Here is a 25,089-nt window from a genome sequence, read left to right as displayed (position 1 = left end):
AATGTTTTTATTTTGATGTTAATGAATTGATAATCTCGATATAATTTTCTTTAGCTTCATCTACAGACATATGGCTTATCTGCATCCAGGCATTAGTTTTAAAAGCATCTCGTAAATCAAAATTTTGAGATTGGTTGTAAACTGCTGTTCCAAAAGTAGCCTGTTTGTAAAAAGCATAAAGTCTTAACTGCACGTCTTGTGGCAGCGAAGCTTGAGTCATTGTCATGGCGACTTCTACAGCTTTATTAAAGCGAATATCTAAATCTTTATCAGCCATTTATGCTTTTGTAGCAATAATTGTTTTTCCACCAATTGCTTTTTGATTTAACTCAACATTGATTGGTGTACCTAAAGGTAAAAATAAATCTACTCTTGAACCAAATTTAATGAAACCAGCGTCAGTTCCCTGAACAACTTGCATTCCTTCTTTAGCGTAGTTTACAATTCTACGAGCCAAAGCACCAGCAATTTGTCTGTATAAAATAGCGCCAAAAGTTTCGTTTTCGATTACTACAGTAGTTCTTTCGTTTTCTTCACTTGCTTTTGGATGCCAAGCAACAAGGAATTTTCCAGGATGGTATTTGCTAAATTTAATGATTCCATCCATTGCGTAACGCGTTACGTGCACATTGATTGGCGACATAAAAATAGAAACCTGTAAACGTTTATCTTTAAAATATTCTCCTTCATAAACTTCCTCGATAACCACCACTTTTCCATCAACAGGAGCTAAAATGTGATCGCTGTTTCTAACTGCAATTCTTTTAGGATTTCTAAAGAATTGTAAAATAATAATCAGAATTACAAGTGCTGCAAATTGAACAAGCATTCTCAGCCAAGCAATATCAATGAATTTATCAGCAATTAAAAGTACTGCTACTGTAAAAACAGAACCTAATAAAATAGACGGGCCACCTTCTTTATGAAACATAATATAAAATTTGATAAAATAAAAATATAATTGGTGCTACAAATATAACACTATCTAATCGATCTAAAATACCTCCATGACCAGGCATAATCGAACCGCTGTCTTTTACACCTGCAATTCGTTTAAATTTGGATTCTATCAGGTCGCCAATAGTTCCAAAAAGGCTCACAATTAACGCTATAATGGTCCAGATTAAAATCGATTTGCTGCTGAATTCAGGTTTTGGCTGAATGTAGAGTTTAGAAATTAGAAAGCCGGCAAATGCGGCAAAAACTACACCGCCAAGAAAACCTTCAATTGTTTTTTTGGGAGAAACACGTTCAAATAATTTGTGTTTTCCCATTGATTTTCCGACCAAATAAGCAAAAGTGTCATTCGTCCAAATCAAAACAAATAATCCTAAGATAATTTTTGGATTATAATCATTTGTTCCAAAAGAGATTTTGACAATAAATACAAAAGGAAGCGTAATATATCCAAGCAGATATAAATATTTTGATGAAGTGCTTACTTTTTGAACAGAATCGTAAAACAAGAATATGATGCATTTTATAGAAACGACAATGGTAACTGCCAGAAGAATTAAATCCAGCTGTTTGATATTAGTGTCTAAACTGATATTAGAATTAAATGTATCGTTTATAAATGCAGTAGTCTGTTTGTTGTAGTGACTTACAAGGATAATTGCGGCATAAATTGAAATTCCGAAGAGAATAGAAAATATTTTATTCAGGTTTACGATATTAGAAAATTCGTATATCGTAATAATCAGGAAAACACCAAAAAGGGTAATGAAGCTTTCTGTAGAAAACAATATCGAAGTTAGTAATAAAGCGATATAAACAGCACCAGAAATGGTTCTCTTCAGTGTTTCGTTCATCTTAAAGATCTTCTAAAAGCAGTAAATAAAGGTTTTTTGCAACACTTCCGTATTGAGTAAAATCTTCGTCTTTCGCTTTTTCGAAATATTTTATTGTAGTGATATTAGTAGGTATGTCTCTTTCGTATTTGCGTTTTATAGCGCTCAATCCGTCGCTTTTCATTGGTAGGATTTGGCTGGTAGTGGCTATAATAACAATATTTGCAGGTAATTCGTTTGGTTTGTTCTGTCTGATTTGTTTTGATGAAAATAAAATAGAGCCTTCATCAGCAATAAGGTTCTCGCAGCTTGCCAATAAGAATTTTGGTTTAGCAGGGGCAATGTAAAATAATTTGTTTTCGTCTAATAAACCAAATAAGGCAGGTTCGTAACATAAAACTTCTTGTTCAAACCAATCATTTTCTTCTAAGATATTTTCAAATTGTTCAGAAACCTCTCCCATGTTTTCGCAGTACAAGAATTTACCTCCATTTTTTTTGAAATTGAAAATAAATTGTTCATCTAAGGATAAATGACTGTTCTGCGCAGAAGTTCCTGCATATTCGCTTTCGTTCACTTCATCAGAAGCGGCCTCACTAGAGCCAAATATTTTTTTGAAAAAATTCATTTTTTATATGAAATGCTTTACATGTTAATTGAAAACGTTCAAAGATAAAAAAATCTTAATTCAAAAGGGACTTTTGAATTAAGATTTTGAAAAATATTATTATGTATTTGCTAATTCGTTATGAAACTACCTCTTCTAAATTTTTGTCGAAAGTACGTTTTCCGAAGATGTTTTCTAAGTCATCTTTAAAGATTACCTCTTTTTCAATCAGAATATCAGCAAGTTGATTTAACTTATCTTTGTTTTCCTCTAGAATCTGAATTGCTCTTTGGTATTGACCTTCGATTAAATCTGAAATTTCTTTGTCAATAATTTTTGCTGTTTCGTCAGAATATGGTTTAGAGAAATTATATTCGCTTTGTCCAGTTGAATCGTAATACGTCACGTTTCCAATTTTATCGTTCAATCCGTAGATAGTTACCATTGCACGAGCCTGACGCGTTACTTTTTCTAAGTCGCTTAATGCACCAGTCGAAATTCTGTCGAAAGTTACTTTTTCAGCGGCTCTACCACCCATTGTAGCACACATTTCGTCCAACATTTGATCTGTTCTCACGATTTGTCTTTCTTCTGGCAAGTACCAAGCAGCACCTAAACTTTGTCCACGAGGAACAATAGTTACTTTAATAAGAGGTGCAGCGTGTTCTAGCATCCAGCTTACAGTAGCGTGACCAGCTTCGTGAATTGCAATTGCTCTTTTCTCTTCTGGAGTAATGATTTTGTTTTTCTTTTCAAGACCGCCAATGATTCTATCAACAGCGTCAAGGAAATCTTGTCTGTCAACAGCAGCTTTGTTATTACGGGCAGCAATAAGAGCGGCTTCGTTACAAACATTGGCAATATCAGCACCTGAGAAACCTGGAGTTTGTTTTGCTAAGAAATCTAAATCAAGACCTTCAACTTTTTTGATAGGAGCTAAGTGTACTTTAAAGATTTCAGCTCTTTCGCGAATGTCTGGTAAATCAACAAAAATTTGTCTGTCAAAACGTCCAGCACGCATTAAAGCTTTATCAAGAACATCAGCTCTGTTGGTTGCGGCCAAAACGATTACGTTAGAGTTTGTTCCAAAACCATCCATTTCTGTCAATAATTGGTTTAAAGTGTTTTCTCTTTCGTCGTTTCCACCAGACATATTGCTTTTTCCTCTTGCTCTACCAACAGCATCGATTTCGTCGATGAAGATGATAGCAGGAGATTTTTCTTTAGCTTGTTTGAATAAGTCACGTACACGTGAAGCACCAACTCCCACAAACATTTCTACGAAGTCAGAACCTGATAGCGAGAAGAAAGGCACTTGTGCTTCACCAGCAACAGCTTTTGCCAATAAAGTTTTACCAGTTCCCGGAGGTCCTACCAATAAAGCTCCTTTCGGAATTTTACCTCCAAGATTTGTATATTTTTCAGGGTTTTTAAGGAATTCAACAATTTCCTGAATTTCTTCTTTAGCGCCTTCTAAACCAGCAACATCTTTAAATGTAGTTTTAATGTCTGTTTTTTCATCAAACAGTTTCGCTTTAGATTTTCCGATATTGAAAATCTGTCCACCGCCTCCAGCGCCTCCGCCAGACATTTTACGCATAATGAAAATCCATACACCAACAATGATGATGATAGGAAGTAAGCTGATTAAAATATCGCTCCAGTTATTTTTTTGAAGAAAGTTGAAATCTTTCAGCTTTCCTTCGCTAACTGCTTTTTCCAGTTTAGTCTGAAAGATTTGATCATTACCAATTTCCAAAGTGTAATGTGGCCCTTTGTTTGGCTGTTTGAAAATATCTTCAGCAACTTTTTTGTTTGCTGGGTCTTTAAGAGCCGCAGCATTCAAATATACCTCAGCTTCTGCTTTATTGTAAACAATCACTTTTTCAATCTGGCCTTTTTCTAAAAGCGTGTTGAATTTAGAAGAAGTTAATTGAGCAGGTTCGCTTAAGCTTGATCCTCCTGTGGCAAAACTTATGAATAAAAAAACTAAAAGTATTGCGGTGTATATTAACCAAGGACTTATTTTAAATTTATTCGGATTTGGATTATTATCTTTAGCCATTTAATGAAAGTTTCTTTAGTATTTGTTCTCGATTGAAGTTATTTTGGCATCGCCCCAAAGGCTCTCGATGTTATAATATTCGCGAATATGTTTCTGGAAAACGTGTACTACAATGTGTACATAATCCATCAAAACCCATTCTGCGTTATCTGTTCCTTCTACGTGCCAAGGTTTATCTTTTAAGTCTTTTGATACTGTTTTTTGAATTGAGTTTACGATGGCGTTTACTTGGGTGTTTGAGCTACCGTTGCAAATAACAAAATAGTCGCATACAGCAGTATCTATCTCTCTTAAGTCAAGAATATCGATATCATTTCCTTTTACTTCCTCAATCCCTTTGATTATGTTCGCCAGTAGAACATCATTATTAATAGTCTTTTTCGCCATGAATTATTTTATATGAATTTGTAAAGTTACCAAATTTTGTGATTATTTTTGAACCTTAACAAAATATTAAATTAAGATATTTAAATTATTTAATGAAACTAATCAAACTCGATGCCATAGATTCTACAAATGACTTTCTAAAGGCTTTGGCAAGTCAAGATGAACTAGAGAATTTTACAACGGTAACAGCTGAAAATCAGACAAAAGGAAAGGGGCAAGTAGGTGGCGTATGGAAGACTCAAGCTGGTAAAAACTTAACTATGAGCGTTTTGATTAAAGATTTTCTCTTTAATAACGACGAAGTTTTCAATTTAAGTCTAGTTGTCTCTTTATCGGTTGCAGAGGTTTTAAAAACATTAAATATTCCTGATATTTGTATTAAATGGCCAAACGACATTCTGTCATACAATAAGAAACTAGTTGGCATATTAATCGAAAATACCCTAAAAAGCGATGGCAGAATCGTGTCAGTTGCAGGAATTGGAATCAATGTCAATCAAACCGATTTTGCTGAATTGCCAACCGCTTCTTCTATGGCAGTAATTGCTGGTAAATCTTTTGATAAAGAAGAATTGGCAGTTTTAATCGTCGAAAAACTAAAAGAGAAAATCCACTTGTGGAATACCTCATCGCAGACTTTTTGGGATGATTATTTTAAATTTTTATTTAAAAAGGGAATTCCAACTGCATTTAGAGATAATAATAACCAAGACTTTATGGGAATCATTCAGGGCGTTTCTCCAATAGGAAAATTGCAGGTTTTGCTAGAAGATGATTCTGTTGCGGAGTTTGAGATTAAAGAGGTTAAAATGCTTTATTGAGAGTTGCAAAGTAACGGAGAGGCAAAGTGATAAAGTTTTTCGTCTAGTATATTATTTTAGAAACAAAAAAACTTCGTGCCTTGGCGTCTTCGTCGCATTCAAAAAAAAGCCCGATTTCATTAAATCAGGCTTTCATTTGTAATTCACAATTAATAATTCACCATTATTAAAGCTTGTGCATATTGTTTGCTAAAGTTTCAATAAACTTACTGATTGGGCCTTTAACCATCATTGCCATCATAGCATTGAATTCTCCTTCAAAGAACAATTGAACCGCACTTTCTGAATCAGAAACAGTGTCAATGTTTGAAGTTAGTGTAAACGGAAGTTTATCGCTTGCAGCACCCAAAACAATTTTGTTTGGAGCTACTTTATCTTTCATTTTTAATTTGATTTCCGGCATCCCTTTCAATCCAAAAATAAAAGCGTCTTCGCCAGTCACTTCAAATTTAGCGATATTGTCTGGCATTAATTTTTCGAAATTCTTTACATCAGTCAGTTGATCAAATAGATCCTGAGCCGATTTCTGAACAGTAACTTTTGGACTTTCTAAGTTCATATTGTTTTTTGTTTTTTTGTTTTTGTTTTTTTACCGCAAAGGACGCAAGGTTTTTTTTATGATGCTTGACTTTATTTAAGTTCGCAAAGCTGAAACGTTAAATAAAATTTCAATTTTTAATCCCGATAGCTATCGGGACAAATTCCAAAAATCTTGATCGTACAGAACAGAAATCTAAAATCTAAAATCTGCAATCAGAAATCTAAAATTAGCTTTCTTGTCCCCAAGTTGATGGGCTTACGCTCCATTCTTGAAGAGTCGATTGCTGATCTTCTGTAATATATTGTTTTTGAACTGCTAGATCTAATAGGTTTTCGTAGTTGCTCAATGTGAATAAATCAACATTAGCCTCTTTGAAGTTTTCTTCGGCAACGCCAAAACCATAAGTAAACACAGCCGCCATACCTTTAACATTAGCACCTTCGTTTCTTAAAGCTTCAACAGCTAGTAAACTGCTTTTTCCAGTACTGATTAAATCTTCTACAACCACAACATTTTGTCCTTTTTGTAAAAAACCTTCCACTTGGTTTTGTCTTCCGTGTTTTTTAGGCTCTGGACGCACATATACGAACGGAAGGCCCAAACTTTCGGCAACCAAAATTCCAACTCCAATGGCTCCAGTAGCAACACCAGCAATCACATCAGGCTTTCCAAATTGTTTTTCGATGTTTTTAGCAAACTCATCACGAACATAATTTCTGATGCTCGGAAATGAAAGAATTAACCTATTATCACAGTAAATAGGAGATTTCCAACCAGAAGCCCATGTAAAAGGATTTTCGGGATTCAATTTAATTGCATTTATTTGCAAAAGCAATTCGGCTGTTTTTTCGGCAGTATCTTTATTAAAAATCATAGTACAAATGTATAAAGTTTTTGTAAACGACAAACCACTTTTTTTGACAAATGAAATCTCGAAAGAAACAGATTTCCAATTGTTCTTGTTGGAGAGTATTGATATCGAACAGCTTATTATAAAAATTTTTCAAAATAAAATTCAAAAAGCCATTCTATATCATCCCGACGAAAGTGAGATGATGAAAACCCTAAAAGCCAAAATTCCGGTAAATAAAGCGGGCGGTGGCTTTGTCTACAACAAGAAAGGCGAAGTCTTGTTTATCTTTAGAAACGGAAAATGGGATTTGCCAAAAGGCGGCATCGAGAAAGGGGAAGACATTGAAGCGACGGCTATGCGTGAGGTAGAGGAGGAGACAGGAGTAAACCAGCTTCGTATTACGAATAAACTTCAAAAAACCTATCATATCTTTAAACGCAACGGAAAATACAAACTTAAAATCACGCATTGGTTCGAAATGTTTTCCGATTTTGAAGGAACGCCACACGGACAATTAGAAGAAGGAATAGAAAAAGTAGCGTGGTTAAACCCAGAACAAATCAAGGAAGCACTTAAAAACTCATACGAAAACATCAAATTATTGTTTGAAGAAGAAAAAATTCCCACGGAAAAAAAATCAATAGAAAAAATTCCAAATTCCAACAGTTAATCAGTATTTAATTGGAATTTGGAATTTAAAAATTGAAACTTAGTTATTTGGACGTGCCACCAATAAAAGAAAAGACCCAATCAACTTTGCGTTCATTGGGTCTTTTTTTTATTGCTGTCGGGCTTTCGCCAAATTTTCTTCTGGTTTTTAAAAATCGGATAATTTATTTGACCTTTTTATAAATTTTGTACAGTAAATAAAGTATTGATATCCAAAAAAGTATACAAATAATTTGCCATGCCATCAAGCTATAGCTATAATCTTTTACAATTACATCCATAATATCTAAATTTTTGTTTTTCGTTCTAAAAAAATAATTATAAAGTAAAGACTAAAATTTTATATTTCGCTACGGAATCCCGTAATTTTTATGTTTGTAAGTTCTTTTTCTTTGCTTTTTAATTTATTAATGTTTTTTTGGAAAAGAGAAATAAACTGAACATCTCAATAAATTTAAAAGTTGTAAGATCCGTGCCCACAGAGTATGTTTAATTTTGTATTTGGTATTTCTTCTCTGTGCAGACAAGGATTGCAAATCCGCGCTATCTGGTTGTTTGAGGTCTAAAGTTTCGAGTTTCAAGTTTTGCTGGCGCGAGCGTCCCGCTCGTGCCTTTTTACGTATTGATTTAGATTGTGTTCACAAGCGGGAGCTCGCGCTAGATAGAAGAGCAATTTTAATTAAGATATTTTAAAGATTTTATTGTTGACTGGTAATCTCTAAAAGCTCTGCCAAACTCCTCTGTAAATTCATAATTACTAAATTCGTATTCTTCATTTAATCCAGTGTTTGTTCTCAACTTAATTTCTCCATAACGAACAACAGGAATTTGATAATTACCTTTAAATCTTTTATCAGGTGTTCCATTTTTATTTACTTTCGCCCAAGTTCGATCAATTACTTTAGAATCTTTAGGAATCAAACCAGTTTCTGTAAACCTTACATAGCTTTGACTAAAAACTATTTCATCAATCCCTATTAATGCAAAATTTGTATTGTTTGAATACATAACTATAAAACTTGGATAAAAATATAAATCTGCACCATTTGCATTCTGAAAATACAGTGCATTAAAATCTGATTTTATATCTGGGAGTGATTTTAATGCAAATCTAACATCTCTTTTTTTTACTAATGTACTGGCAGATGATCTTGCAGCAACTCTATCTTGATAGTGTGCACTTGTAACATCCCAAATTTTTTGGGAAGTTATGAGTTTTGTAAATGCTTCTACAAGTACTTTGTATTGTTCCATAATTTCTGGATCAAATTCGATATCAAGTTTAACAAAGCTATTTCCTATTTGTTCTTTTGTTTGTTTTAAAGCTTCTTTTTTTGTTTCAATATCTGTTTTTATACTTTCAGGAATATTTTTTTTAACTAAACCATAAATTAAAAAGTAACTTAAACCAAGCTTTAATTTTGAAGTATTCAATGAAGTTTGGATTTTTAGTAAATCTTTTTTTAAGTCTCTTCTTTGCTGATTAGCCAAAATAATTGCTTCTTTGATTCCTTGCATATCCTGACTTGTAATTTCATGAATATCAGAACTAAAAATGTTATCGGAGAGTTCTAATGTTTCATTATAAATTTCAGGATTAGAATTGGAATTTGAAGAAGACAGTCTCTTTCTACTACTAATTCCTGATGCAGGAATACTGGTGTTTAAATAGCTTCCTGAGCTTCCAAAAGTCATGCTTGCTCCTCTGACACCTATTGAGGTAGAAATACCGCTTTTACTAACATTAAGATGAACTCCTGGAATAATTTTAATACGTTTGCGAAAACTCCAAGCCATAATTTTATACTTTTTAATTAATGAATATTCAAAAATATAAACATTTAGGTTAGAGGAATTACGGAAATCCATAATCTAAATAATAGCTTAAATTACCTGTTAACTTTGTCAAAGTTTCAAACTTTGACAAAGTTCTAAATGTACAGCTTTGCGCTCTTAGCGTTCGTTTTCTCAACCCAATCAAAAAAAAATCTTAGCGTACTTTGCGTTAAAAAAAATTAACGCACACGATAAACAGGATACTGCATATGTGCTTTTTCATAATAAACAGAATGTTTGTAAATCCAATCTAATTGAGCTTCGGCGCTTTTTGCAAATTCGCGGTCGTTTTGTTTTTTGGTTTCCAATTCTGCTTTTAGAGTTGAATTATCTTTTAAAAGCTGCGAGGCAGTATCTTCAAAAATATATTCTGAGTAATGTTCTTTTTGCTGTAAAATTGGATCGAAGAAATTCCAGTTAAAGAACGAATCAACGCCTTCTGGTTCAAAAGCTTCAAGAAGATATTTTACGCCTTTTTGATTCGTTGGCACGATGTAATCTCCTTTAGCAAAAGCCATTTTAATGATTTTAGAAGTTACGGTTGTATTTCTGTGTAAATAATGCCCTTCGTAAGCTGATGGAACGGTTTTAAAATCGGCAATTCTATAGCTCTCAACTTCTATAATCGTATCGTTTTTAATTTGCTTAAACGAGATATTATTGTTTTTCAGCAGGTCAATAATGTTCCAATATCCTCTCGGAACAATATAAGCCGTTGGAATCACAACTTCTTTAACCGATTTAAATTCTTTGATGTACGGAACGTCTTTTTTGTACGGTTTGTTTCGGTCATAATACAAACGATTTCCGGTTGTAGCGTCACTTTTTTTGTAACCTGCTTCATATCCTAAAAACGAAAAAGTGGTTGCTTTTGTGCTGTCCAATTCCCATTTTAAAGTGTATGATTTTTTAGGCTGATATTGCTCTAAATTTTTTACTCGTAAATCTTTTATTTTTTGATAATTGGCATCAGTAAAATCCAAAGTCGATTTCATGTATTCGTAGGTCATTTTTACGCGTTCGGCATATTTTTTCAGCATGTGCGTTTCGACCACAAAACCAATCGTATTAAACAGCGAAGTATAACCCGTTGTATATCGCGGACTATCTACAAATTGCCCGAAGCCTTTGTCTGGCGTATCTTTAAACGAATCGACATAAGGCGTGGTTTCGATTTTCTTTTTCTGAAGATCTTTTACCAAAGCTGGCATCATTTCGTTATTCATAAAATCGCCCAAAATTGTTCCCAATTTGTTGTGCTGTGTCATGATGTACGTCAGTTTGTATTGATAATCAGAACCGTTGCTTACGTGATTGTCAATAAAAACATCGGCATTTATTTTCTGGAAAATCTCCACGAAACTTTTAGTGTTTTTGGTATCCGATTTCATTAAATCACGATTCAAATCGTAATTTCTCGCATTTCCTCTAAAACCATAAACTTCTGGTCCGTCTTGATTCGCGCGCGTTGTCGAATTTCTATTTAAAGCTCCTCCAATATTATAAACTGGAATCGTAACCAAAACGGTATTTTTTGGCGCTTTCAATTTTCCTGTAGCTAAATCTCTGTAGAATTGCATTGTGGCGTCGATTCCGTCAGGTTCTCCCGCATGGATTCCGTTATTTACAAACAAAACGGCTTTAGTTTTCTGGATTTTATCGAAATCAAATTCCTTGTCAGGATTGAAAGTAATCATGTGTAAAGGTTCGCCGGAATCGGTCAATCCCATTTCTTTCATTTGAATGGTTGGAAAATCGTTTGCAAGCATTTTCCAATAAGCGATAGTTTCCTGATACGAAGCCGATTGGTTTCCGTTTCCTTTTTCAAAAAACGTATCGTATTTTTTATTGTTTTGTGCAGAAATGGTTAGTGTAAGAAGTGAAAAGAGAAATGTAAAAAGTTTCATGGTTTTGGTTTTAACTAAGAATCAAATATAGGTTTTTTATTTGTTTTAAAGTTTTAAGCTTCAGGTTTCAAGTTTGATATACTTTGTGGTTATTTATCTCTCGCAGATTTGGCAGATCAAACAGATTAAATTTAAATATTAAATAAAAATTCGCTAAATCTGCTAAATCTGCGAGAGATAAAATCTGTGCGGTTAAACAACTTGAAACAAAGAAAACCTGAAACTTGAAACCTTTTAACTACTTTTGCAGCATGAAAAAACACCATTCCGACGATATACTTTCGAATTTAGGGATTCAGAATCTCAACGAAATGCAGGAAACTGCTCATGACGTTATTCTGAACGATAATAATGTCTTATTGCTTTCTCCAACAGGATCTGGAAAAACATTAGCGTTTTTACTTCCAATTTTAGAATTATTGCAGCCAGAAATCTTATCGGTTCAATGTTTGATTTTGGTTCCGTCACGCGAATTAGGGCTTCAGATCGAACAGGTTTGGAAGAAAATGGGAACGCAGTACAAAGTAAATATTTGTTACGGCGGACATTCGATTGAAACGGAAATAAAAAACTTGAGCAATCCGCCAGCGGTTTTAATTGGAACACCTGGAAGAATTGCCGATCATATTGACAGAGAAACTTTTAGAACAGATAAAATTCAGACTCTAATTTTAGATGAGTTTGATAAATCGCTTCAATTAGGGTTTCACGAACAGATGTCTTTTATTATTGGAAGATTACCGAAAGTGAATAAAAGAGTTTTGGTTTCGGCAACTTCAGATATTGAGATTCCGAAATATACACGTGTTGTAAATCCGACGGTTTTGGATTTTATTCCAGAGGAAGAAGAAAAGGCGAATCTTTCTATGAAAATGGTGATTTCGCCAGCCAAAGATAAACTGCAGAGTTTATTCAATTTGATTTGCTCACTGCAATCAGAATCGGCTATTATTTTCTGTAACCATCGTGATGCTGCAGAACGTATTAGCGATACCTTAAACGAAAAAGGAATCTATTCGGTGTATTATCATGGGGGAATGGATCAGGAAGAGCGGGAGAGGGCTTTAATTCAGTTTAGAAACGGAAGTGTGACGTATTTGGTTACGACAGATTTGGCTGCGAGAGGTTTGGATATTTCTGAAATGAAACACGTTATTCATTATCATCTTCCGTTAAAAGAAGATGAGTTTACCCATCGTAATGGCCGTACAGCGCGTATGAAGGCAACAGGAACGGCGTATGTAATTATTCACGAAAGTGAAAAACAATTAGACTACTTAGACTATGAAATGGAGGTTTTTGATGTGGAAGGAAAAGTTTCGCTTCCAAAACCGCCTCAATTTCAAACTATTTACATTAGTGGCGGAAAGAAAACAAAACTGAACAAATTTGATATTGTTGGATTCTTTTCGCAAAAAGGAAAACTGGAAAAAGACGATTTAGGCTTGATCGAAGTAAAAGATTTTGTTTCGTTTGCGGCGGTAAAATACAATAAAGTCAAAGACCTTTTAAAAAATATCAAAGATGAAAAAATGAAAGGCAAGAAGTTTAAAATCGAAGTTGCCCGCAATGTCATCAAGAAAGTAGAAGATGAGAAGAGAGGAAAGCATTGATTTTGGATAGTTAGGTAAAAGATGCAAGAAGCAAGATGCAGATATTAAGAAATTGGAAATTACTGTTTGAATTTTTTAATATTTATTTTATTGTATTTCAATAGTTTAGAATTGTGTAATTAAGTTTTACAATTTTATGTTAAAAAAATAATGATTTGATAGGTGTTTTTTCAATAATTCTATGTTTTTTTGCTACAGTAAAATTGTAAACCCCAAATTCAGTATGAAAAACATTATTACCCTTGCTATTCTGTTCGTTAGCTTTGTATCTTTTGGTCAAGTTAAAGTCCTAGAGACAGTTCCTGTTGAGAAATTAGGAAAAGTAAATAACAATTACATCCAAAAAATTGGAGATGAGTACACGGTGTATTACACTATTATCCAAAACGATGAGGATTCTTCTAACTTAAGAAAGTTTTCATTCAAAAACATCGATAATGCCTACAACAATCTTTATAACATTATTGTTGGAGGATTTACTGCAACGCCTTTGTATGACATCAAATTAGAATTGCCAAATAACTACATTTGGTTGCACTACACAGGAAATGTGGTTCCAGACAAAGCAACTGTACAATTTATGGTTTCTAGCAAAGAAAGAGATGCTGATACAAACAACGTTTCTGAGCCTTTCGTAAAAGACCAAATCAATAAATTATTCCAAAAATAATTTCTTTGAGGTTCAAAGAAACAAAGTAACAAAGGGACAAAGTTTTTTTACTTGTCTCTTTCAATAAATATGATAAAAAAAAAGCTGTTCGATTAGAACAGCTTTTTTGTTTTTAGATTTTTTAAAAGGTTAAGAGCAACAAAGGTTCAAAAGGTTTTGATTTCAAATAGAAATCTTTGTCCCTTTGAACCTTTGTTGCCTAAAAAAGAACTATATCTTCTTAACGTATTGCGTAATAATCACAATTTGTTGACCATCAACTTTTCCTTCAATATATTCAGCATTTTCGTGGTCTAAACGAATGTTTCTCACAGCAGTTCCTTGTTTAGCAACCATGCTTGAACCTTTTACTTTAAGATCTTTGATTAAAACAACCGAATCTCCGTGCTGTAAAATCACTCCATTACTATCTTTGTGAACTAATTTATTTTCTTCATCTTCGCCTTCTCCTGTTGCTTTTGCCCATTCTAGCGTTTCGTCGTCTAGATACATCATGTCAAGCAATTCCTGTGGCCATCCTGCGGCACGCATACGGCTAAGCATTCTCCATGCTACAACTTGAACAGGAATATTTTCGTTCCACATACTGTCGTTAAGGCATCTCCAGTGATTTAAATTGACATTGTCTGGATTTTCAATTTGGTCAATACAAGTGTTACAGGCTAATATTGCTTCATCAATTCCACCTTTTCTAGTAGGAAGGACTTGATAAACTTTTAAATTCTCTTCATTACCGCAAAGTTCACATTTAGATCCGCTTCGTTTGCTTAATTCTCTCTCGATACTCATTGTTTGGTGTTTGTTTTAAAAATGCGAAATTACTTATAATTTGCTTCGCTGGCAAGTTTCAGGTTTATTGTTTATTGTTTATTGTTTATTGTTTATTGTTTATTGTTTATTGTTTATTGTTTTACTTCTTAACCCTAACCGCATCTGGAACCAGCATCTCATATTCGCCTCCATGACGCAATACATCGCGTACAATGCTCGAACTGATAAATGAGGTACTTGCAGCTGTCAGCAAGAAAACAGTTTCTATTTTCGAAAGTTTTCTGTTGGTGTGTGCAATTGCTTTTTCGAATTCGAAATCGGCTGGATTGCGTAAGCCTCTTAAAATGAAATTGGCTTTTTCTTTTTTAGCTAAATCAATCGTTAAGCCTTCATACGTAATAACCGTAACTTTTGGTTCGTCTTTGAAGGTTTCTTCTATAAAGCGTTTTCTTTCTTCTAATGAAAACATATATTTTTTTTCGGCATTGACACCAATGGCAATTACAATTTCGTCAAATAAAGGAATTCCTCTTTTGATAATGTCTTCGTGTCCTAATGTTATTGGGTCAAATGATCCTGGGAATATGGCTTTTCGCATTTTATTTAAGGTGCTAAGGTTCTGAGATGCTACGTTACTGAGTTATTATACTTAATCTTAAATTCTTTTATTGGAATTTGGAATTTACTATTTGGAATTTTTAAAATTTATTCTAAGTGATTTTTTTTGTATTTATTGCTGTCACCCATTCATCTTTATGGCAGATTTCACAGTTTGCAGTTCCTTTTGTCAGCTTTTGAGTGTGTCCGCAGAAGGTGCAAGCGTGAATTCCATCTTTTGTGATGTTTTTATTTTTTTCATTGAACAGCGATGGCAAAATAGGTAGTCCGTATTTTACCTCATCGTCTGGATAAAAAAACACGCTTATTTCTCCGCTTGGTTCGATAAAGGCATGTTTTACTTGTCCTAAATGCTCAATAGATTTTACACGAAGTTCAGAGAAAAATTCGTCTTGTGCCAGACTTTCTTTTTTAAAACTTGATAAGGAAAACTTTCCGTCATTGATTAAGCATTCGGTTTTTCCTTCTATGAATTCTTCAAATTTTTTGCTTTTTCCAGTAAGCCAAGTAACAGATCGATATAAAATTATAATAACTGAAAATACCATTGCTGCCGGAATGATTCCGACATCTTCATAAAACATTGGATCTCCCGCTGCCGAACCTAATGCAATAATTATTACGGTTTCAAATACAGATAATTGTTTAACGCCTCTTTTTCCAGCTAACTTTAAAGTAAGGAGTAAAATCGTAAACATTACCGTTGAACGGAATATCACTTCCAGAATAAAGATTTCGGGGAGATTGTTGTAAAATAATCTATTCCATTCAAAGATTTCTTTCATTTTTTTAAGGTTCTAAGTTGCTAAGATTCTAAGATACTAAGTTTTTATTTTGTTACTGGAATTTTGTATTCAAATTCTTCCGCTTCTAATGGATATTTAGTTCGTCTGATTTTTATTATTTCATTATTTTCATAAAGTTCAAGGATTGCTTTTTTTGAATAAGATACTTTTCGATCTGAATAGTTTTCATTTTTATCTAAATCGTCAACTTCATAAGGTAGATAAGCATCAAAATCATTATGCGTTGTAAAAATGCTGTCGGTTGTTATTCTATCTATTTTCATAGTCGAATAATAACCATTAGAAAATTTTAAATTATATACATCTCCAACTTCTGGTTTTTTTATTAAAACAGCAGTTTCATTATTATTGTTAATGTAAGTGTTTATGCCATAAATAATAGCTAAAAGCATTATAATACTTCCAGAAAACATCCAAACTGAACTTTCTAATTTTTCATTTCGTAATTTTTCTTGTCCGCTGGAAGATAAATCATCGTAATCAAATAAAGTTTGACAGTTACTACATTGTATATTTACATATTTCCCGACAGGAAAAAGAGGAATCATTGTAATATGAGTATACGTTTTGTATATACTAAAATGCAATGTGTTTTCAATCTTGCATTTGGGACATTTTTCATTTGAAATTATCCCATTTTTTGTATTTGAATCTCGAGTTCCGACTAGAAATAGCATATTTTATTAAGGTTCAGAGAAGCAAAAATTAAATTGTTTTATAAAAAAAATAAGGTACTAAAATCTTAGAATCTTAGCACCTTAGTATCTTAGCATCTTATTTTAAAGCTAACTCAATTGCATTTGTAAATAAGTCTTCTAGAGAAATTCCGGCTGCTTTTGCCTGTTGCGGAATCAAACTTTCTGTTGTTAAACCTGGAATGGTGTTCATTTCAAGCATATGTGGTTCGCCGTTTACAATAATGAATTCGCTTCTTGAAAAACCTCTCATTTTTAAAACTTCGTATGCACGTTTCGCAGTTTCTGAGACTTTTTTAGTCAATTCGTCAGAGATTCTAGCTGGCGTAATTTCTTGCGATTTCCCTTCATATTTGGCTTCGTAATCAAAGAAATCATTGTCTGATACAATTTCTGTAATTGGTAAAACGATAATTTCGCCTTTGTAATTGATAACTCCTACAGAAACTTCAGTTCCGTCAAGGAAACTTTCAATGATGATTTCGTTATCTTCTTTATATGCTACTTCAATCGCGATTGGCAATTCAGCTTCTGTTTTTACTTTTGAGATTCCGAAACTAGAACCTGCTTTGTTTGGTTTTACAAAACATGGCAATCCTACTTTTTTAACGATTTCTGCTGTATTGATTTCGTCTCCTTTATTCAGATAATAAGAAATTGCTGTTTTGATTCCGTATGGTTTTAAAACAGATAATAAATCTCTTTTGTTAAATGTTAAAGCCGATTGGTAATAATCGCAAGAAGATTGCGGCATTCCGATCAATTCGAAATACGCCTGCATTAATCCGTCTTCTCCTGGAGTTCCATGAATAGCGTTGAAAACACAGTCAAAAGTGATTTTCTGACCGTTTACTGTAACTGAAAAATCATTTTTATCAATTGGAAATTCGGCTTCATTTTCGTCTACATAAACCCATTTTTCTTTGAATATGTGAATGCGGAATCCGTTGTATTTTGTTTTGTCAAGATATTGATACACGACATTTCCGCTAATTAAAGATATTTTGTATTCGCTGGAATAGCCGCCCATGATGATGGCAATGTTTTTCATTGTATGTTTTTATTTTTTAATTGTTTCAAGTTTAATGTTTCAAGTTTTTTGCCACTGATTGCACTAATTAAAAAGATTTTTCCTCAATATTGTCATTTCGACGGAGGAGAAATCTTCGCAAGTAGCTCTACAAAGATTGTCTATTTACTTTGTGTAAATCCTTCGGCTTTGCTTAGGAAGACAAACTTTATATTTATACTTCTTTCGAGAATAAAACTGTACTAATTTCTGTTAAAGATCGTTTTTATGAAACCGAGTGCCCTAGCCCCGATAGAGCCGGTATCCTTTTTGGCTGCTTTTTCTGCAGACAAAAAGATATAGGCGAAAGCGGGATTAGCTCCAGAAAATTATCCTTCGACTTCGCTCAGGATGACAATCTCGGGACTTTCTTGTTTTAAACAAAATTATCATTTTTTTTGAAACGAAATACTTTATCTTTGTCGCTATTAAAAATAAATTTATGAGTTTACGTCAGTATTTAACAAGCCGAGTTTTTTTCTTGCAATTGCTTGCGGCCGCAGCTATAATCGCTGTTATTGGTTATTTATTTATGCATTGGTTAACTTTTACAACAGATCACGGACACGAAATTGCGGTGCCGAATTTGTCTAAATTGACTGAGGAACAAGTAGAAGAGAAATTGGATGAACTGGATTTGGACTATGTTTTATTGGATAGCGTTGATTACAGAAGTGAATACCCAAAATATAGTGTTGTTGAGCAAGATCCGCTTCCTGGAACCATGGTAAAAGTGGGTAGAAAAATTTATATCAAGATTAATGCTTCTGGTTTTTCTTCTGTAAAAATTCCAGATTTGATCGAAAAAACATATCGTGAGGCTGTGCCAACCTTAAAAGCGTTAGGTCTTGAGCCGGGAACGATCACGTATATTCCGAATCTTGGAAAAGATATGGTTTTGGAAATGCGTTTAAAAGGAAGAAACTTAAAAGTTGGAGATAGAGTGCTTAAAGCTTCTAAAATTGATTTGGTTTTAGGAGATGGAAAAGCAAGTTATGTAGATGAAAGTCAGGCAACAGATAGTACTGCGGTGCCTGCAGAAACCCCAAGTGATGAACAATAATATTGAAGAAAATTTAGATCTGGAAGACGAATTATTTGAGCACTACAGATTTGAAGTCCCTAAAGGTCAGGCGTTTTTACGTATTGACAAATATTTAATGTATTTGATTCCGAATGCCACACGAAATAAAATTCAGAATGCGGCAACTAACGGTAATATTTTTGTGAATGATATTCCGGTAAAATCAAATTACAAAGTAAAACCTTTTGATGTGATAACGGTAATGTTGTCACATCCTCCGTTTGAAAATAGGGTAGATCCAGAAGATATTCCGTTGGATATTGTTTATGAGGATGATGCGTTATTGCTGATCAATAAACCACCGGGATTGGTTGTACACCCAGGTCACGGAAATTATACTGGAACTTTGGTGAACGCTTTGGCATTTCATTTTGAAAATCTGCCAATGAACAGCAGCGAACGCCCAGGTTTGGTTCACCGAATCGATAAAGATACTTCTGGTCTTTTGGTTGTGGCAAAAACAGAAGCTGCTATGACGCATTTAGCAAAGCAATTTGAAGCTAAAACTACCGAACGCGAGTATATTGCTCTAGTTTGGGGAAATGTTGTGGCAGATAGCGGTACAATTGAAGGAAACTTAGCGAGACATTTGAAAGACCGTATGCAAATGGCGGTTTTTGATGATCCAGAAATTGGGAAACCTGCTATTACGCATTATAAAGTTTTGGAACGTTTTGGTTATGTAACTCTTATTTCTTGTAAATTGGAAACAGGAAGAACGCACCAGATTCGTGCGCATATGAAGCATATTGGTCATCCGTTGTTTAATGACGAGCGTTACGGCGGTCATTTGATTTTGAAAGGAACGACTTTTACAAAATACAAACAGTTTATCGAGAATTGTTTTAAAGCCTTACCACGTCAGGCGTTGCATGCTAAAACGCTTGGATTTGTTCATCCGAATACGGGAGAATTAATGCGTTTTGATACAGAACTGCCTCAGGATTTTCAGGATTGTATCGAGAAATGGCGTAATTATGTGAAGTCGCATAATACTGAAGAAGAGAATTAAATTCTTTAACATAGAATATATTAAAAAAAAGCTCCTGATGGAGCTTTTTCTTTTTTACCATTAAGCTATTAAGTTAATTAAGATATGCCTAATAACTTAATGTTTTCTTAGCAAAGAAAATTAAGCGCAGCACTTAATTAACTTAATATCTTAATGGTTAAACTTATGCTTTAAAGTGTTCTAATGTTTAAATCAGTTATTTTGACTTCTCCGTTGGTTATAAAGCCTAATTTTCCTTTTTGGTTTAGATTGCTTTTTTCTAAAGAACATTCTAAACTCGTTTTACCGTCGACAGAAAATGATAATTGGTTGTTCATGACTTTAATTTTTACAGCATACCATTTATTGTTTGCTAATGGCATTGGCTTTCTAAATAAGGTTTTTCCGCCTCGTTTGCCATACGAATCGTCTTTCTTATCGTAGACTCCGTCACCAATTACAATATTTTGATCAATTTGATACAAATAGGTTCTAATGTATTTTCCTTTATCTAAATTGAGCATAATTTCAAATAAAGATTCGTTGGTCATATTGACTTTCAAATCGATTTCATAATTCTCTGGAAGCTGTTTTTTTGAAACTAAAACGCCCCATGGTGAAAGAGAACCCTTTCCTGTAAGAGTATCATTTTTTAGAATCCATTCTTTAGAATTAATTGTCCAATCTATTTTTAGCTCTTTTGAATTGTTTAAAGTATATTCTTTTTTTACTGTTGAAATTGTGCTAGAACACGAAATCAAGATGAATTGTAAAAGGAGAAATACTGCAAATTTTGTTTTCATTTAATTTAATTCTGAATGATATTTTATTTTTCCGATTGAACCTGTTTCTGAAGGCAAAAGTTCGAAAACAGAAGTAGGAGCAAGGCCTTGTTCGATTCGGTGAGAAACATATAGTATAGAAACGTTGGTTTCTTGTTTTATGGTGTTGATAAGTTGAATTACCAAATCTACATTTTCGTCATCTAAACCTTCTACAGGTTCATCTAAAATCAATAAAGGCGGATGTTTTAAAACGGCGCGAACAATTAATGCAACGCGCTGCTGCCCGATAGAAAGGTCTATAAAACGCTTTTTTCTCAAGTGTGTCATTTCGATCACTTCAAGCCATTGCGTCACGATGTTTTTTTGATGTGTTGTGGGCTCTGTATACAATCCGATTTGGTCAAAAAATCCTGAGAGAATCATTTGCTCCAATGTGTGCCCTTTTTGAAATAAATCCATCATAGAAGTGGCGTAAATTCCGATTTGTTTTTTAATATCCCAAACACTTTCTCCAGTTCCTTTTTTTCTTCCAAATAAGAATAAATTCTGCCCAAAACCTTTCGGATTGTCTCCTGTAATCAAAGATAAAATGGTACTTTTTCCAGATCCATTTGGACCGACTAACTGCCAGAATTCTCCTTGTTTGATGGTCCAAGAAATGTTGTTCAGGATTTTTCTTTCTTCATAACTTACCGAAACATTTTCCAATCTGATTAATTCATTTTCGGGAAAAATGTGAGTTTCTGTTGCTTTTGGAATTGCTGTTGTATTTAATGTTTTGAAATGATTTTCGGCTTTTTTAAATGGATGCAATTCGAATGTATTGTCTTTTATTTGAGCTTTATTGGGCACAAATTCAAGAACATCAACAGTACGGTTTAAAAGCTGAATAATCGCAATATCATTCGTCAAATCTTTTAAGGAATCGGCTAAAACTACTCGTGAAGCTTGGTCTAAATGATCAAAAGGATTATCAAAAATAATGTAATCTGGTTTTTGATTGATGCAGTATTTTAAAAACTCTTTTTTACGTTCGCCAGAGGAAAAAGTTCGAAGCTGTCTGTGAGAATCTGGAGAAGCTTCAACGCTGTCATATTGAAATTCTTTTTCGATGAATTTTTCGATCGCAATATCAGAAAACAATATTCCTTTTTGATTATTAAAAATGGCTAATTCTCCAGTTGCTTCGCCATTTAATATATTTTCGATTAATTTTTTTTTATTTACCTGATTTGATAAAAGTATATCCCAGTGTTGCATTATATTTTTTGTAAAGTATTATTTGTTTTCTTTTAAAGCCATTTCGCGGTCATTTCTAGACCATTCGCTCCAAGAACCTGCGTATAATTTCGGAATTGGAAGTCCAGCGTAATCCATCGCCAATAACGTATGGCATGCTGTAACTCCAGAGCCGCAGTGAACGATTGTGTATTCTGGTTTTATATCTTTCAAAACAGCTTTATACTTTTCAGCCAATTCATTAGCTGGTTTAAAGAATCCGTTTTCATCAAGATTTTCCGTTAGCGGAACATTAACGGCTCCAGGAATATGTCCTGCAATTAAATCCAATGGTTCTACCAGACCGTCAAATCTGTTTTTATCACGAACATCAATTACAATGTTTTGATCGTTTTTTCGGGCTTTTTCGACTTCTTCAATATCGGCTAAAGGCAATTTCCATTCCTGCGAAGGATATGTTGTTTTTTCAAAAGTCTCAATTCCAGAATTAGTCGGAAATCCTGCTTGAATTGCTGCTGGATAACCGCCGTTTAAAACCTGAATTTTTTCATGCCCAATCGCACGTATCATCCACCAGAATCGAGCTGCGAAATTAGATCCGTTTTTATCATCATAAACAACAACATGATCTGAAGGTGAAATTCCTAATGAAGAAAGAGTTTTCGCAAAATCTTGTGAAGATGGCAGCGGATGTCTTCCGCCATTTGCTGGATTTTCAGGAACTGCAGCCAAATCACGATTTAAATCGACAAAACGTGCACCTTTTAAATGTTCTTTTTGATAAGTTTCAAAAGTGTTTGCGCCAGTTCGAGCATCAATCAGAATGATTTTAGGATTGGCAATTAATTCTTCAGCTGTAATTAATGGAGAAAGAGTAGTAGACATTTTTATTTTTTCTTAGAATTGCCAAGCCAAAGCAAAGCATTCAAAATTAATTGACTTTGTGTTTTGTTTTCAAAAGTATACGATAAGGTTTTGTTTGTTCCGCCTTCATAATCGATATCATTATGTCCCATGTTTACGTATAGCATTTTGTATTTTTTATTGGTCCAAACGACAGGATAATAACCGCTGTGCCAAATTTCATGCGCTTTTGGACCAGTTCCTAAAGGGAAACTCGATTCATCTATCGCTAATAAAATCTCGATGTCCGGATTTTTGGTTAAATCGTTAGACCATCTGTACCATTCGTTTGGAGCAGAAGAGAAAGTTTTAGGTAGATTTTTGGTCACAGGATGCTGATTTTCTACTCTCAAAACTGCCGAAGTTGGTCTCCAAGTATTGCTTCCATATTCGCCAGAACCTAAAAAAGTATTGTGATACCAATTCCAATCTTGATTATAGCTTGAATTGTTTAATGCAAATGCCGAAAAGTGAAATCCGATAAAACCGCCACCATTTTCCATGTATTTCTGGAAAGCTTCGCGTTGTTCTTTTTTTTCAGGACGTGTGTCTAGAAATAAAACAATCTGATATTTTGCCAAAAACTTAGCGTTTAAATTGTCCCAATTGCTGGTAGAATCATATTCAAAATGGTTCTCTTCTGCTAATTTTGGAAAGTATTTATTGGCTTCATGCACAAAACTGATATGCGCCTGATCATTTTTTGCAGTATAAAAAGCAATGACTTTAAATTTTGGATTCTCTTTTTTCTTTTGCGAAAAGCCAAACAGAGAAAACGTTAAAAGAAAAACTAAAATGCTTCTTTTAAAAAAGGTTTGGTGGTTTTGGTTTAAAATAGTCATGAATGTTGGAATAATTAAACTGGGATTTTTTCGATTAAAATTTCATGTTCCGATTTATCAAAATAAGTGCAAGTCATTTCCACAATATCAACACGCCATTTCGCAATACCGCATTGAGCGCAATGATTGCAGAAAGTCATATAATCGGTTTCTCCGTGCTGATGCTTTACCAGATGTTCTATAAAAAGTTCTTTATTAGGATAGTCAGCAACTTTAATTTCAGGATATTTTTCTTCAGCTGCGGCTGTGTAATTGTTTAATCCGTAGTAAACAACGCTTCCGTCGTGTACAAAAGTGTCATACCCTTTAACGCCAAGGATTATTAAATCTTGAATGTAATTTGGAAAATCTGCACCAGTTTTAACTTTAGAGTGCGCTTCTTTTATTTGATCTATTGTAAACATAATTTTAATTTTAGATTGTTGATTTTAAATTTTAGATTTCGCCAAAAATTACACGAATTTTTTATTTAAAGATTTTAGAAAATTAATTCGTGTAAATTCGTGTAATTCGTGGCAAAAAAATATTATTTCAAAAATACGATTAATGATTTTATAAACGAATCAAAAGATTCGATATGTGGTAAATGTCCTGTGTTTGGAATCTCAACGAGTTTTGCATTCGGAATTTCTTTTTGAGTTTTCTTGCCCAATTCAGCATAATTTCCCATTGTTTTTCTCACTTCTTCAGAAACCAATAGTTTTCCCAAAGCAGTTTTATCTCTCGTTCCGATAATCAATAATGTTGGACATTTGATGTTTTTAAATTCATACAAAACAGGCTGTGTAAAAATCATATCGTACAAAAGAGCCGAGTTCCAAGCCACAATGTCATAATTTGGTGCAGTTGTCCAGCCTGCGCCAAGTTCAGCCCATTTTTGAAAATCGTCATTCCATTTTCCGTCATAATAATTTGCCATTTGGTATTGCTTAATGCTTTCGTAATTCTGTTTTAATTCCGATTCGTACCACCAATCAACAGGTTGGTATGGCACGACTAATTTCCAATCTTCTAAACCAATCGGATTTTCTAAAACCAGTTTTTCTGTAGTTTCTGGATACATCAATGCAAAACGCGTTGCCAGCATTCCACCCATAGAATGACCTAAAATTGTGGTTTTTTGAATTCCTAAATGATCTAAAAGTCTTTTGGTGTTTTCGACCAATTGCTGAAAAGTGTATTGAAAATGGTCTGGTTTTGTAGATTTCCCAAAACCAATTTGGTCTGGAACAATCACACGATACCCTTCTTTTGTTAGCGCTTTAATTGTAGTTTCCCAATAGGCACCATTGAAATTTTTTCCGTGCAGTAAAACAATGTTTTTTTGATTATAGTTTTCTGGTATAATATCCATATAGCTCATTTTCAAGTACTGGCGTTGGTTGCTCAGTTCAATAAAATGAACAGGAAAAGGATATTCGTAATTCGTTAAATTAATATCTAATGCTTTTATATTTCCCTGTTGGCCAAAACTTAAGCAAGGAATGAGTATGAATAATAGTTTCAGGATTTTCATTTGAGAGGCAA

27 protein-coding genes are annotated in these 25,089 nt (G+C 33.7%); 6 read left to right on the top strand and 21 right to left on the bottom strand.

The window, feature by feature from the left end; genetic code table 11:
- Positions 1-7: 7 nt before the first annotated feature.
- From BB050_RS00220 to rsfS, 6 genes are all read right to left on the bottom strand, one after another.
- Positions 8-277, bottom strand: coding sequence for an acyl-CoA-binding protein (locus BB050_RS00220; protein WP_008462758.1), 270 nt, complete (start codon positions 275-277; stop codon positions 8-10).
- Positions 278-931 carry a phosphatidylserine decarboxylase family protein gene (locus tag BB050_RS00215; protein ID WP_008462760.1) on the bottom strand — a complete coding sequence of 218 codons (654 nt, stop codon included), beginning with the start codon at positions 929-931 and terminating at the stop codon, positions 278-280.
- Positions 921-1,811 carry a phosphatidate cytidylyltransferase gene (locus BB050_RS00210; protein ID WP_066032159.1) on the bottom strand — a complete coding sequence of 297 codons (891 nt, stop codon included), beginning with the start codon at positions 1,809-1,811 and terminating at the stop codon, positions 921-923. The genes BB050_RS00215 and BB050_RS00210 overlap by 11 nt, the downstream gene beginning before the upstream one ends.
- A 1-nt stretch (position 1,812) precedes the next feature.
- Positions 1,813-2,418 (bottom strand): lactate utilization protein B/C, encoded by a 606-nt coding sequence (locus BB050_RS00205; RefSeq protein ID WP_066032158.1) that lies wholly within the window; start codon positions 2,416-2,418, stop codon positions 1,813-1,815.
- A gap of 118 nt (positions 2,419-2,536) precedes the next feature.
- The gene (gene ftsH / locus BB050_RS00200) at positions 2,537-4,462 is read right to left on the bottom strand and encodes an ATP-dependent zinc metalloprotease FtsH (protein ID WP_008462768.1); all 1,926 of its coding nucleotides are present in this window, start codon (positions 4,460-4,462) and stop codon (positions 2,537-2,539) included.
- Positions 4,463-4,477: 15 nt separating this feature from the next.
- Entirely contained in the window at positions 4,478-4,849 is a 372-nt protein-coding gene (rsfS, locus tag BB050_RS00195) for a ribosome silencing factor (protein ID WP_008462770.1), read from the bottom strand.
- A gap of 92 nt (positions 4,850-4,941) precedes the next feature.
- On the opposite strand from rsfS, the gene BB050_RS00190 reads away from it, so the two are divergent.
- Positions 4,942-5,670 (top strand): biotin--[acetyl-CoA-carboxylase] ligase, encoded by a 729-nt coding sequence (locus BB050_RS00190; protein ID WP_066032157.1) that lies wholly within the window; start codon positions 4,942-4,944, stop codon positions 5,668-5,670.
- A 166-nt stretch (positions 5,671-5,836) separates the two neighbouring features.
- Here the strand turns inward: BB050_RS00190 and BB050_RS00185 are convergent, their stop codons facing one another.
- Together BB050_RS00185 and pyrE are read right to left on the bottom strand one after the other, a co-directional pair.
- The gene (locus tag BB050_RS00185) at positions 5,837-6,229 is read right to left on the bottom strand and encodes a hypothetical protein (RefSeq protein ID WP_008462773.1); all 393 of its coding nucleotides are present in this window, start codon (positions 6,227-6,229) and stop codon (positions 5,837-5,839) included.
- Positions 6,230-6,437: 208 nt separating this feature from the next.
- Entirely contained in the window at positions 6,438-7,085 is a 648-nt protein-coding gene (gene pyrE / locus BB050_RS00180; RefSeq protein WP_066032156.1) for an orotate phosphoribosyltransferase, read from the bottom strand.
- Positions 7,086-7,092: 7 nt separating this feature from the next.
- On the opposite strand from pyrE, the gene BB050_RS00175 reads away from it, so the two are divergent.
- On the top strand, positions 7,093-7,734 hold the full coding sequence (locus tag BB050_RS00175) for an NUDIX hydrolase (protein ID WP_066032155.1): 642 nt from the start codon (positions 7,093-7,095) through the stop codon (positions 7,732-7,734).
- 674 nt (positions 7,735-8,408) lie between these two features.
- Here the strand turns inward: BB050_RS00175 and BB050_RS00170 are convergent.
- On the bottom strand, positions 8,409-9,530 hold the full coding sequence (locus tag BB050_RS00170; RefSeq protein ID WP_066032154.1) for a DUF4236 domain-containing protein: 1,122 nt from the start codon (positions 9,528-9,530) through the stop codon (positions 8,409-8,411).
- 218 nt (positions 9,531-9,748) lie between these two features.
- Entirely contained in the window at positions 9,749-11,476 is a 1,728-nt protein-coding gene (locus tag BB050_RS00165) for a M14 family metallopeptidase (protein ID WP_066032153.1), read from the bottom strand.
- 251 nt (positions 11,477-11,727) lie between these two features.
- Between BB050_RS00165 and BB050_RS00160 the strand changes: the two genes are divergently transcribed.
- Positions 11,728-13,089 (top strand): DEAD/DEAH box helicase, encoded by a 1,362-nt coding sequence (locus tag BB050_RS00160; RefSeq protein WP_066032152.1) that lies wholly within the window; start codon positions 11,728-11,730, stop codon positions 13,087-13,089.
- 223 nt (positions 13,090-13,312) lie between these two features.
- The gene (locus BB050_RS00155) at positions 13,313-13,759 is read left to right on the top strand and encodes a hypothetical protein (protein ID WP_008462792.1); all 447 of its coding nucleotides are present in this window, start codon (positions 13,313-13,315) and stop codon (positions 13,757-13,759) included.
- Positions 13,760-13,969: 210 nt separating this feature from the next.
- Here BB050_RS00155 and BB050_RS00150 read toward each other — a convergent pair whose 3' ends face one another.
- The 5 genes from BB050_RS00150 to BB050_RS00130 all read right to left on the bottom strand — a co-directional run bounded on the left by BB050_RS00150 (position 13,970) and on the right by BB050_RS00130 (position 17,700).
- A complete protein-coding gene (locus tag BB050_RS00150; RefSeq protein ID WP_066032151.1) occupies positions 13,970-14,548 on the bottom strand; it encodes a PhnA domain-containing protein in 579 nt (192 codons plus the stop codon).
- A gap of 121 nt (positions 14,549-14,669) precedes the next feature.
- Positions 14,670-15,128, bottom strand: a complete 459-nt coding sequence (coaD, locus tag BB050_RS00145; protein WP_008462795.1) for a pantetheine-phosphate adenylyltransferase — start codon at positions 15,126-15,128, stop codon at positions 14,670-14,672.
- 112 nt (positions 15,129-15,240) lie between these two features.
- Positions 15,241-15,933, bottom strand: a complete 693-nt coding sequence (locus BB050_RS00140; RefSeq protein WP_066032150.1) for a DUF421 domain-containing protein — start codon at positions 15,931-15,933, stop codon at positions 15,241-15,243.
- 44 nt (positions 15,934-15,977) lie between these two features.
- Entirely contained in the window at positions 15,978-16,631 is a 654-nt protein-coding gene (locus BB050_RS00135; RefSeq protein WP_066032149.1) for a zinc ribbon domain-containing protein, read from the bottom strand.
- A gap of 97 nt (positions 16,632-16,728) precedes the next feature.
- Positions 16,729-17,700 (bottom strand): D-alanine--D-alanine ligase, encoded by a 972-nt coding sequence (locus tag BB050_RS00130; RefSeq protein ID WP_066032148.1) that lies wholly within the window; start codon positions 17,698-17,700, stop codon positions 16,729-16,731.
- A 460-nt stretch (positions 17,701-18,160) separates the two neighbouring features.
- Here BB050_RS00130 and BB050_RS00125 point away from each other — a divergent pair, with 460 nt between their 5' ends.
- The gene (locus tag BB050_RS00125; RefSeq protein ID WP_008462802.1) at positions 18,161-18,781 is read left to right on the top strand and encodes a PASTA domain-containing protein; all 621 of its coding nucleotides are present in this window, start codon (positions 18,161-18,163) and stop codon (positions 18,779-18,781) included.
- The gene (locus BB050_RS00120) at positions 18,771-19,814 is read left to right on the top strand and encodes an RluA family pseudouridine synthase (RefSeq protein WP_066032147.1); all 1,044 of its coding nucleotides are present in this window, start codon (positions 18,771-18,773) and stop codon (positions 19,812-19,814) included. Before BB050_RS00125 ends, BB050_RS00120 begins: the two co-directional genes overlap by 11 nt.
- A gap of 170 nt (positions 19,815-19,984) precedes the next feature.
- Here BB050_RS00120 and BB050_RS00115 read toward each other — a convergent pair whose 3' ends face one another.
- The 6 genes from BB050_RS00115 to BB050_RS00090 all read right to left on the bottom strand — a co-directional run bounded on the left by BB050_RS00115 (position 19,985) and on the right by BB050_RS00090 (position 25,078).
- Positions 19,985-20,596 carry a 3-keto-alpha-glucoside-1,2-lyase-like domain-containing protein gene (locus BB050_RS00115; RefSeq protein WP_066032146.1) on the bottom strand — a complete coding sequence of 204 codons (612 nt, stop codon included), beginning with the start codon at positions 20,594-20,596 and terminating at the stop codon, positions 19,985-19,987.
- Positions 20,597-21,838 carry an ATP-binding cassette domain-containing protein gene (locus BB050_RS00110; protein ID WP_008462806.1) on the bottom strand — a complete coding sequence of 414 codons (1,242 nt, stop codon included), beginning with the start codon at positions 21,836-21,838 and terminating at the stop codon, positions 20,597-20,599.
- 18 nt (positions 21,839-21,856) lie between these two features.
- Complete coding sequence (locus tag BB050_RS00105; protein WP_066032145.1) at positions 21,857-22,702, bottom strand: sulfurtransferase; 846 nt, start codon at positions 22,700-22,702, stop codon at positions 21,857-21,859.
- Between the two features lie 2 nt (positions 22,703-22,704).
- A complete protein-coding gene (locus BB050_RS00100; protein ID WP_066032144.1) occupies positions 22,705-23,562 on the bottom strand; it encodes a ThuA domain-containing protein in 858 nt (285 codons plus the stop codon).
- Positions 23,563-23,576: 14 nt separating this feature from the next.
- Entirely contained in the window at positions 23,577-23,966 is a 390-nt protein-coding gene (locus tag BB050_RS00095) for a DUF1398 domain-containing protein (RefSeq protein ID WP_008462809.1), read from the bottom strand.
- 122 nt (positions 23,967-24,088) lie between these two features.
- Positions 24,089-25,078, bottom strand: a complete 990-nt coding sequence (locus tag BB050_RS00090; protein ID WP_066032143.1) for an alpha/beta fold hydrolase — start codon at positions 25,076-25,078, stop codon at positions 24,089-24,091.
- Positions 25,079-25,089: the final 11 nt, after the last annotated feature.

Origin of the sequence: Flavobacterium anhuiense, assembly GCF_001705175.1 — a bacterium.
GTDB classification, from domain to species: Bacteria; Bacteroidota; Bacteroidia; order Flavobacteriales; family Flavobacteriaceae; genus Flavobacterium; species Flavobacterium anhuiense.
This window is presented reverse-complemented; position numbering and strand designations above follow the sequence as displayed.

Excerpts from the sequence above, each read along its gene's own strand:
- BB050_RS00220 (WP_008462758.1), bottom strand. The coding sequence starts at position 277 with ATGGCTGATAAAGATTTAGATATTCGCTTTAATAAAGCTGTAGAAGTC.
- BB050_RS00215 (WP_008462760.1), bottom strand. The coding sequence starts at position 931 with ATGTTTCATAAAGAAGGTGGCCCGTCTATTTTATTAGGTTCTGTTTTT.
- BB050_RS00210 (WP_066032159.1), bottom strand. The coding sequence starts at position 1,811 with ATGAACGAAACACTGAAGAGAACCATTTCTGGTGCTGTTTATATCGCT.
- BB050_RS00205 (WP_066032158.1), bottom strand. The coding sequence starts at position 2,418 with ATGAATTTTTTCAAAAAAATATTTGGCTCTAGTGAGGCCGCTTCTGAT.
- ftsH (WP_008462768.1), bottom strand. The coding sequence starts at position 4,462 with ATGGCTAAAGATAATAATCCAAATCCGAATAAATTTAAAATAAGTCCT.
- rsfS (WP_008462770.1), bottom strand. The coding sequence starts at position 4,849 with ATGGCGAAAAAGACTATTAATAATGATGTTCTACTGGCGAACATAATC.
- BB050_RS00190 (WP_066032157.1), top strand. The coding sequence starts at position 4,942 with ATGAAACTAATCAAACTCGATGCCATAGATTCTACAAATGACTTTCTA.
- BB050_RS00185 (WP_008462773.1), bottom strand. The coding sequence starts at position 6,229 with ATGAACTTAGAAAGTCCAAAAGTTACTGTTCAGAAATCGGCTCAGGAT.
- pyrE (WP_066032156.1), bottom strand. The coding sequence starts at position 7,085 with ATGATTTTTAATAAAGATACTGCCGAAAAAACAGCCGAATTGCTTTTG.
- BB050_RS00175 (WP_066032155.1), top strand. The coding sequence starts at position 7,093 with ATGTATAAAGTTTTTGTAAACGACAAACCACTTTTTTTGACAAATGAA.
- BB050_RS00170 (WP_066032154.1), bottom strand. The coding sequence starts at position 9,530 with ATGGCTTGGAGTTTTCGCAAACGTATTAAAATTATTCCAGGAGTTCAT.
- BB050_RS00165 (WP_066032153.1), bottom strand. The coding sequence starts at position 11,476 with ATGAAACTTTTTACATTTCTCTTTTCACTTCTTACACTAACCATTTCT.
- BB050_RS00160 (WP_066032152.1), top strand. The coding sequence starts at position 11,728 with ATGAAAAAACACCATTCCGACGATATACTTTCGAATTTAGGGATTCAG.
- BB050_RS00155 (WP_008462792.1), top strand. The coding sequence starts at position 13,313 with ATGAAAAACATTATTACCCTTGCTATTCTGTTCGTTAGCTTTGTATCT.
- BB050_RS00150 (WP_066032151.1), bottom strand. The coding sequence starts at position 14,548 with ATGAGTATCGAGAGAGAATTAAGCAAACGAAGCGGATCTAAATGTGAA.
- coaD (WP_008462795.1), bottom strand. The coding sequence starts at position 15,128 with ATGCGAAAAGCCATATTCCCAGGATCATTTGACCCAATAACATTAGGA.
- BB050_RS00140 (WP_066032150.1), bottom strand. The coding sequence starts at position 15,933 with ATGAAAGAAATCTTTGAATGGAATAGATTATTTTACAACAATCTCCCC.
- BB050_RS00135 (WP_066032149.1), bottom strand. The coding sequence starts at position 16,631 with ATGCTATTTCTAGTCGGAACTCGAGATTCAAATACAAAAAATGGGATA.
- BB050_RS00130 (WP_066032148.1), bottom strand. The coding sequence starts at position 17,700 with ATGAAAAACATTGCCATCATCATGGGCGGCTATTCCAGCGAATACAAA.
- BB050_RS00125 (WP_008462802.1), top strand. The coding sequence starts at position 18,161 with ATGAGTTTACGTCAGTATTTAACAAGCCGAGTTTTTTTCTTGCAATTG.
- BB050_RS00120 (WP_066032147.1), top strand. The coding sequence starts at position 18,771 with ATGAACAATAATATTGAAGAAAATTTAGATCTGGAAGACGAATTATTT.
- BB050_RS00115 (WP_066032146.1), bottom strand. The coding sequence starts at position 20,596 with ATGAAAACAAAATTTGCAGTATTTCTCCTTTTACAATTCATCTTGATT.
- BB050_RS00110 (WP_008462806.1), bottom strand. The coding sequence starts at position 21,838 with ATGCAACACTGGGATATACTTTTATCAAATCAGGTAAATAAAAAAAAA.
- BB050_RS00105 (WP_066032145.1), bottom strand. The coding sequence starts at position 22,702 with ATGTCTACTACTCTTTCTCCATTAATTACAGCTGAAGAATTAATTGCC.
- BB050_RS00100 (WP_066032144.1), bottom strand. The coding sequence starts at position 23,562 with ATGACTATTTTAAACCAAAACCACCAAACCTTTTTTAAAAGAAGCATT.
- BB050_RS00095 (WP_008462809.1), bottom strand. The coding sequence starts at position 23,966 with ATGTTTACAATAGATCAAATAAAAGAAGCGCACTCTAAAGTTAAAACT.
- BB050_RS00090 (WP_066032143.1), bottom strand. The coding sequence starts at position 25,078 with ATGAAAATCCTGAAACTATTATTCATACTCATTCCTTGCTTAAGTTTT.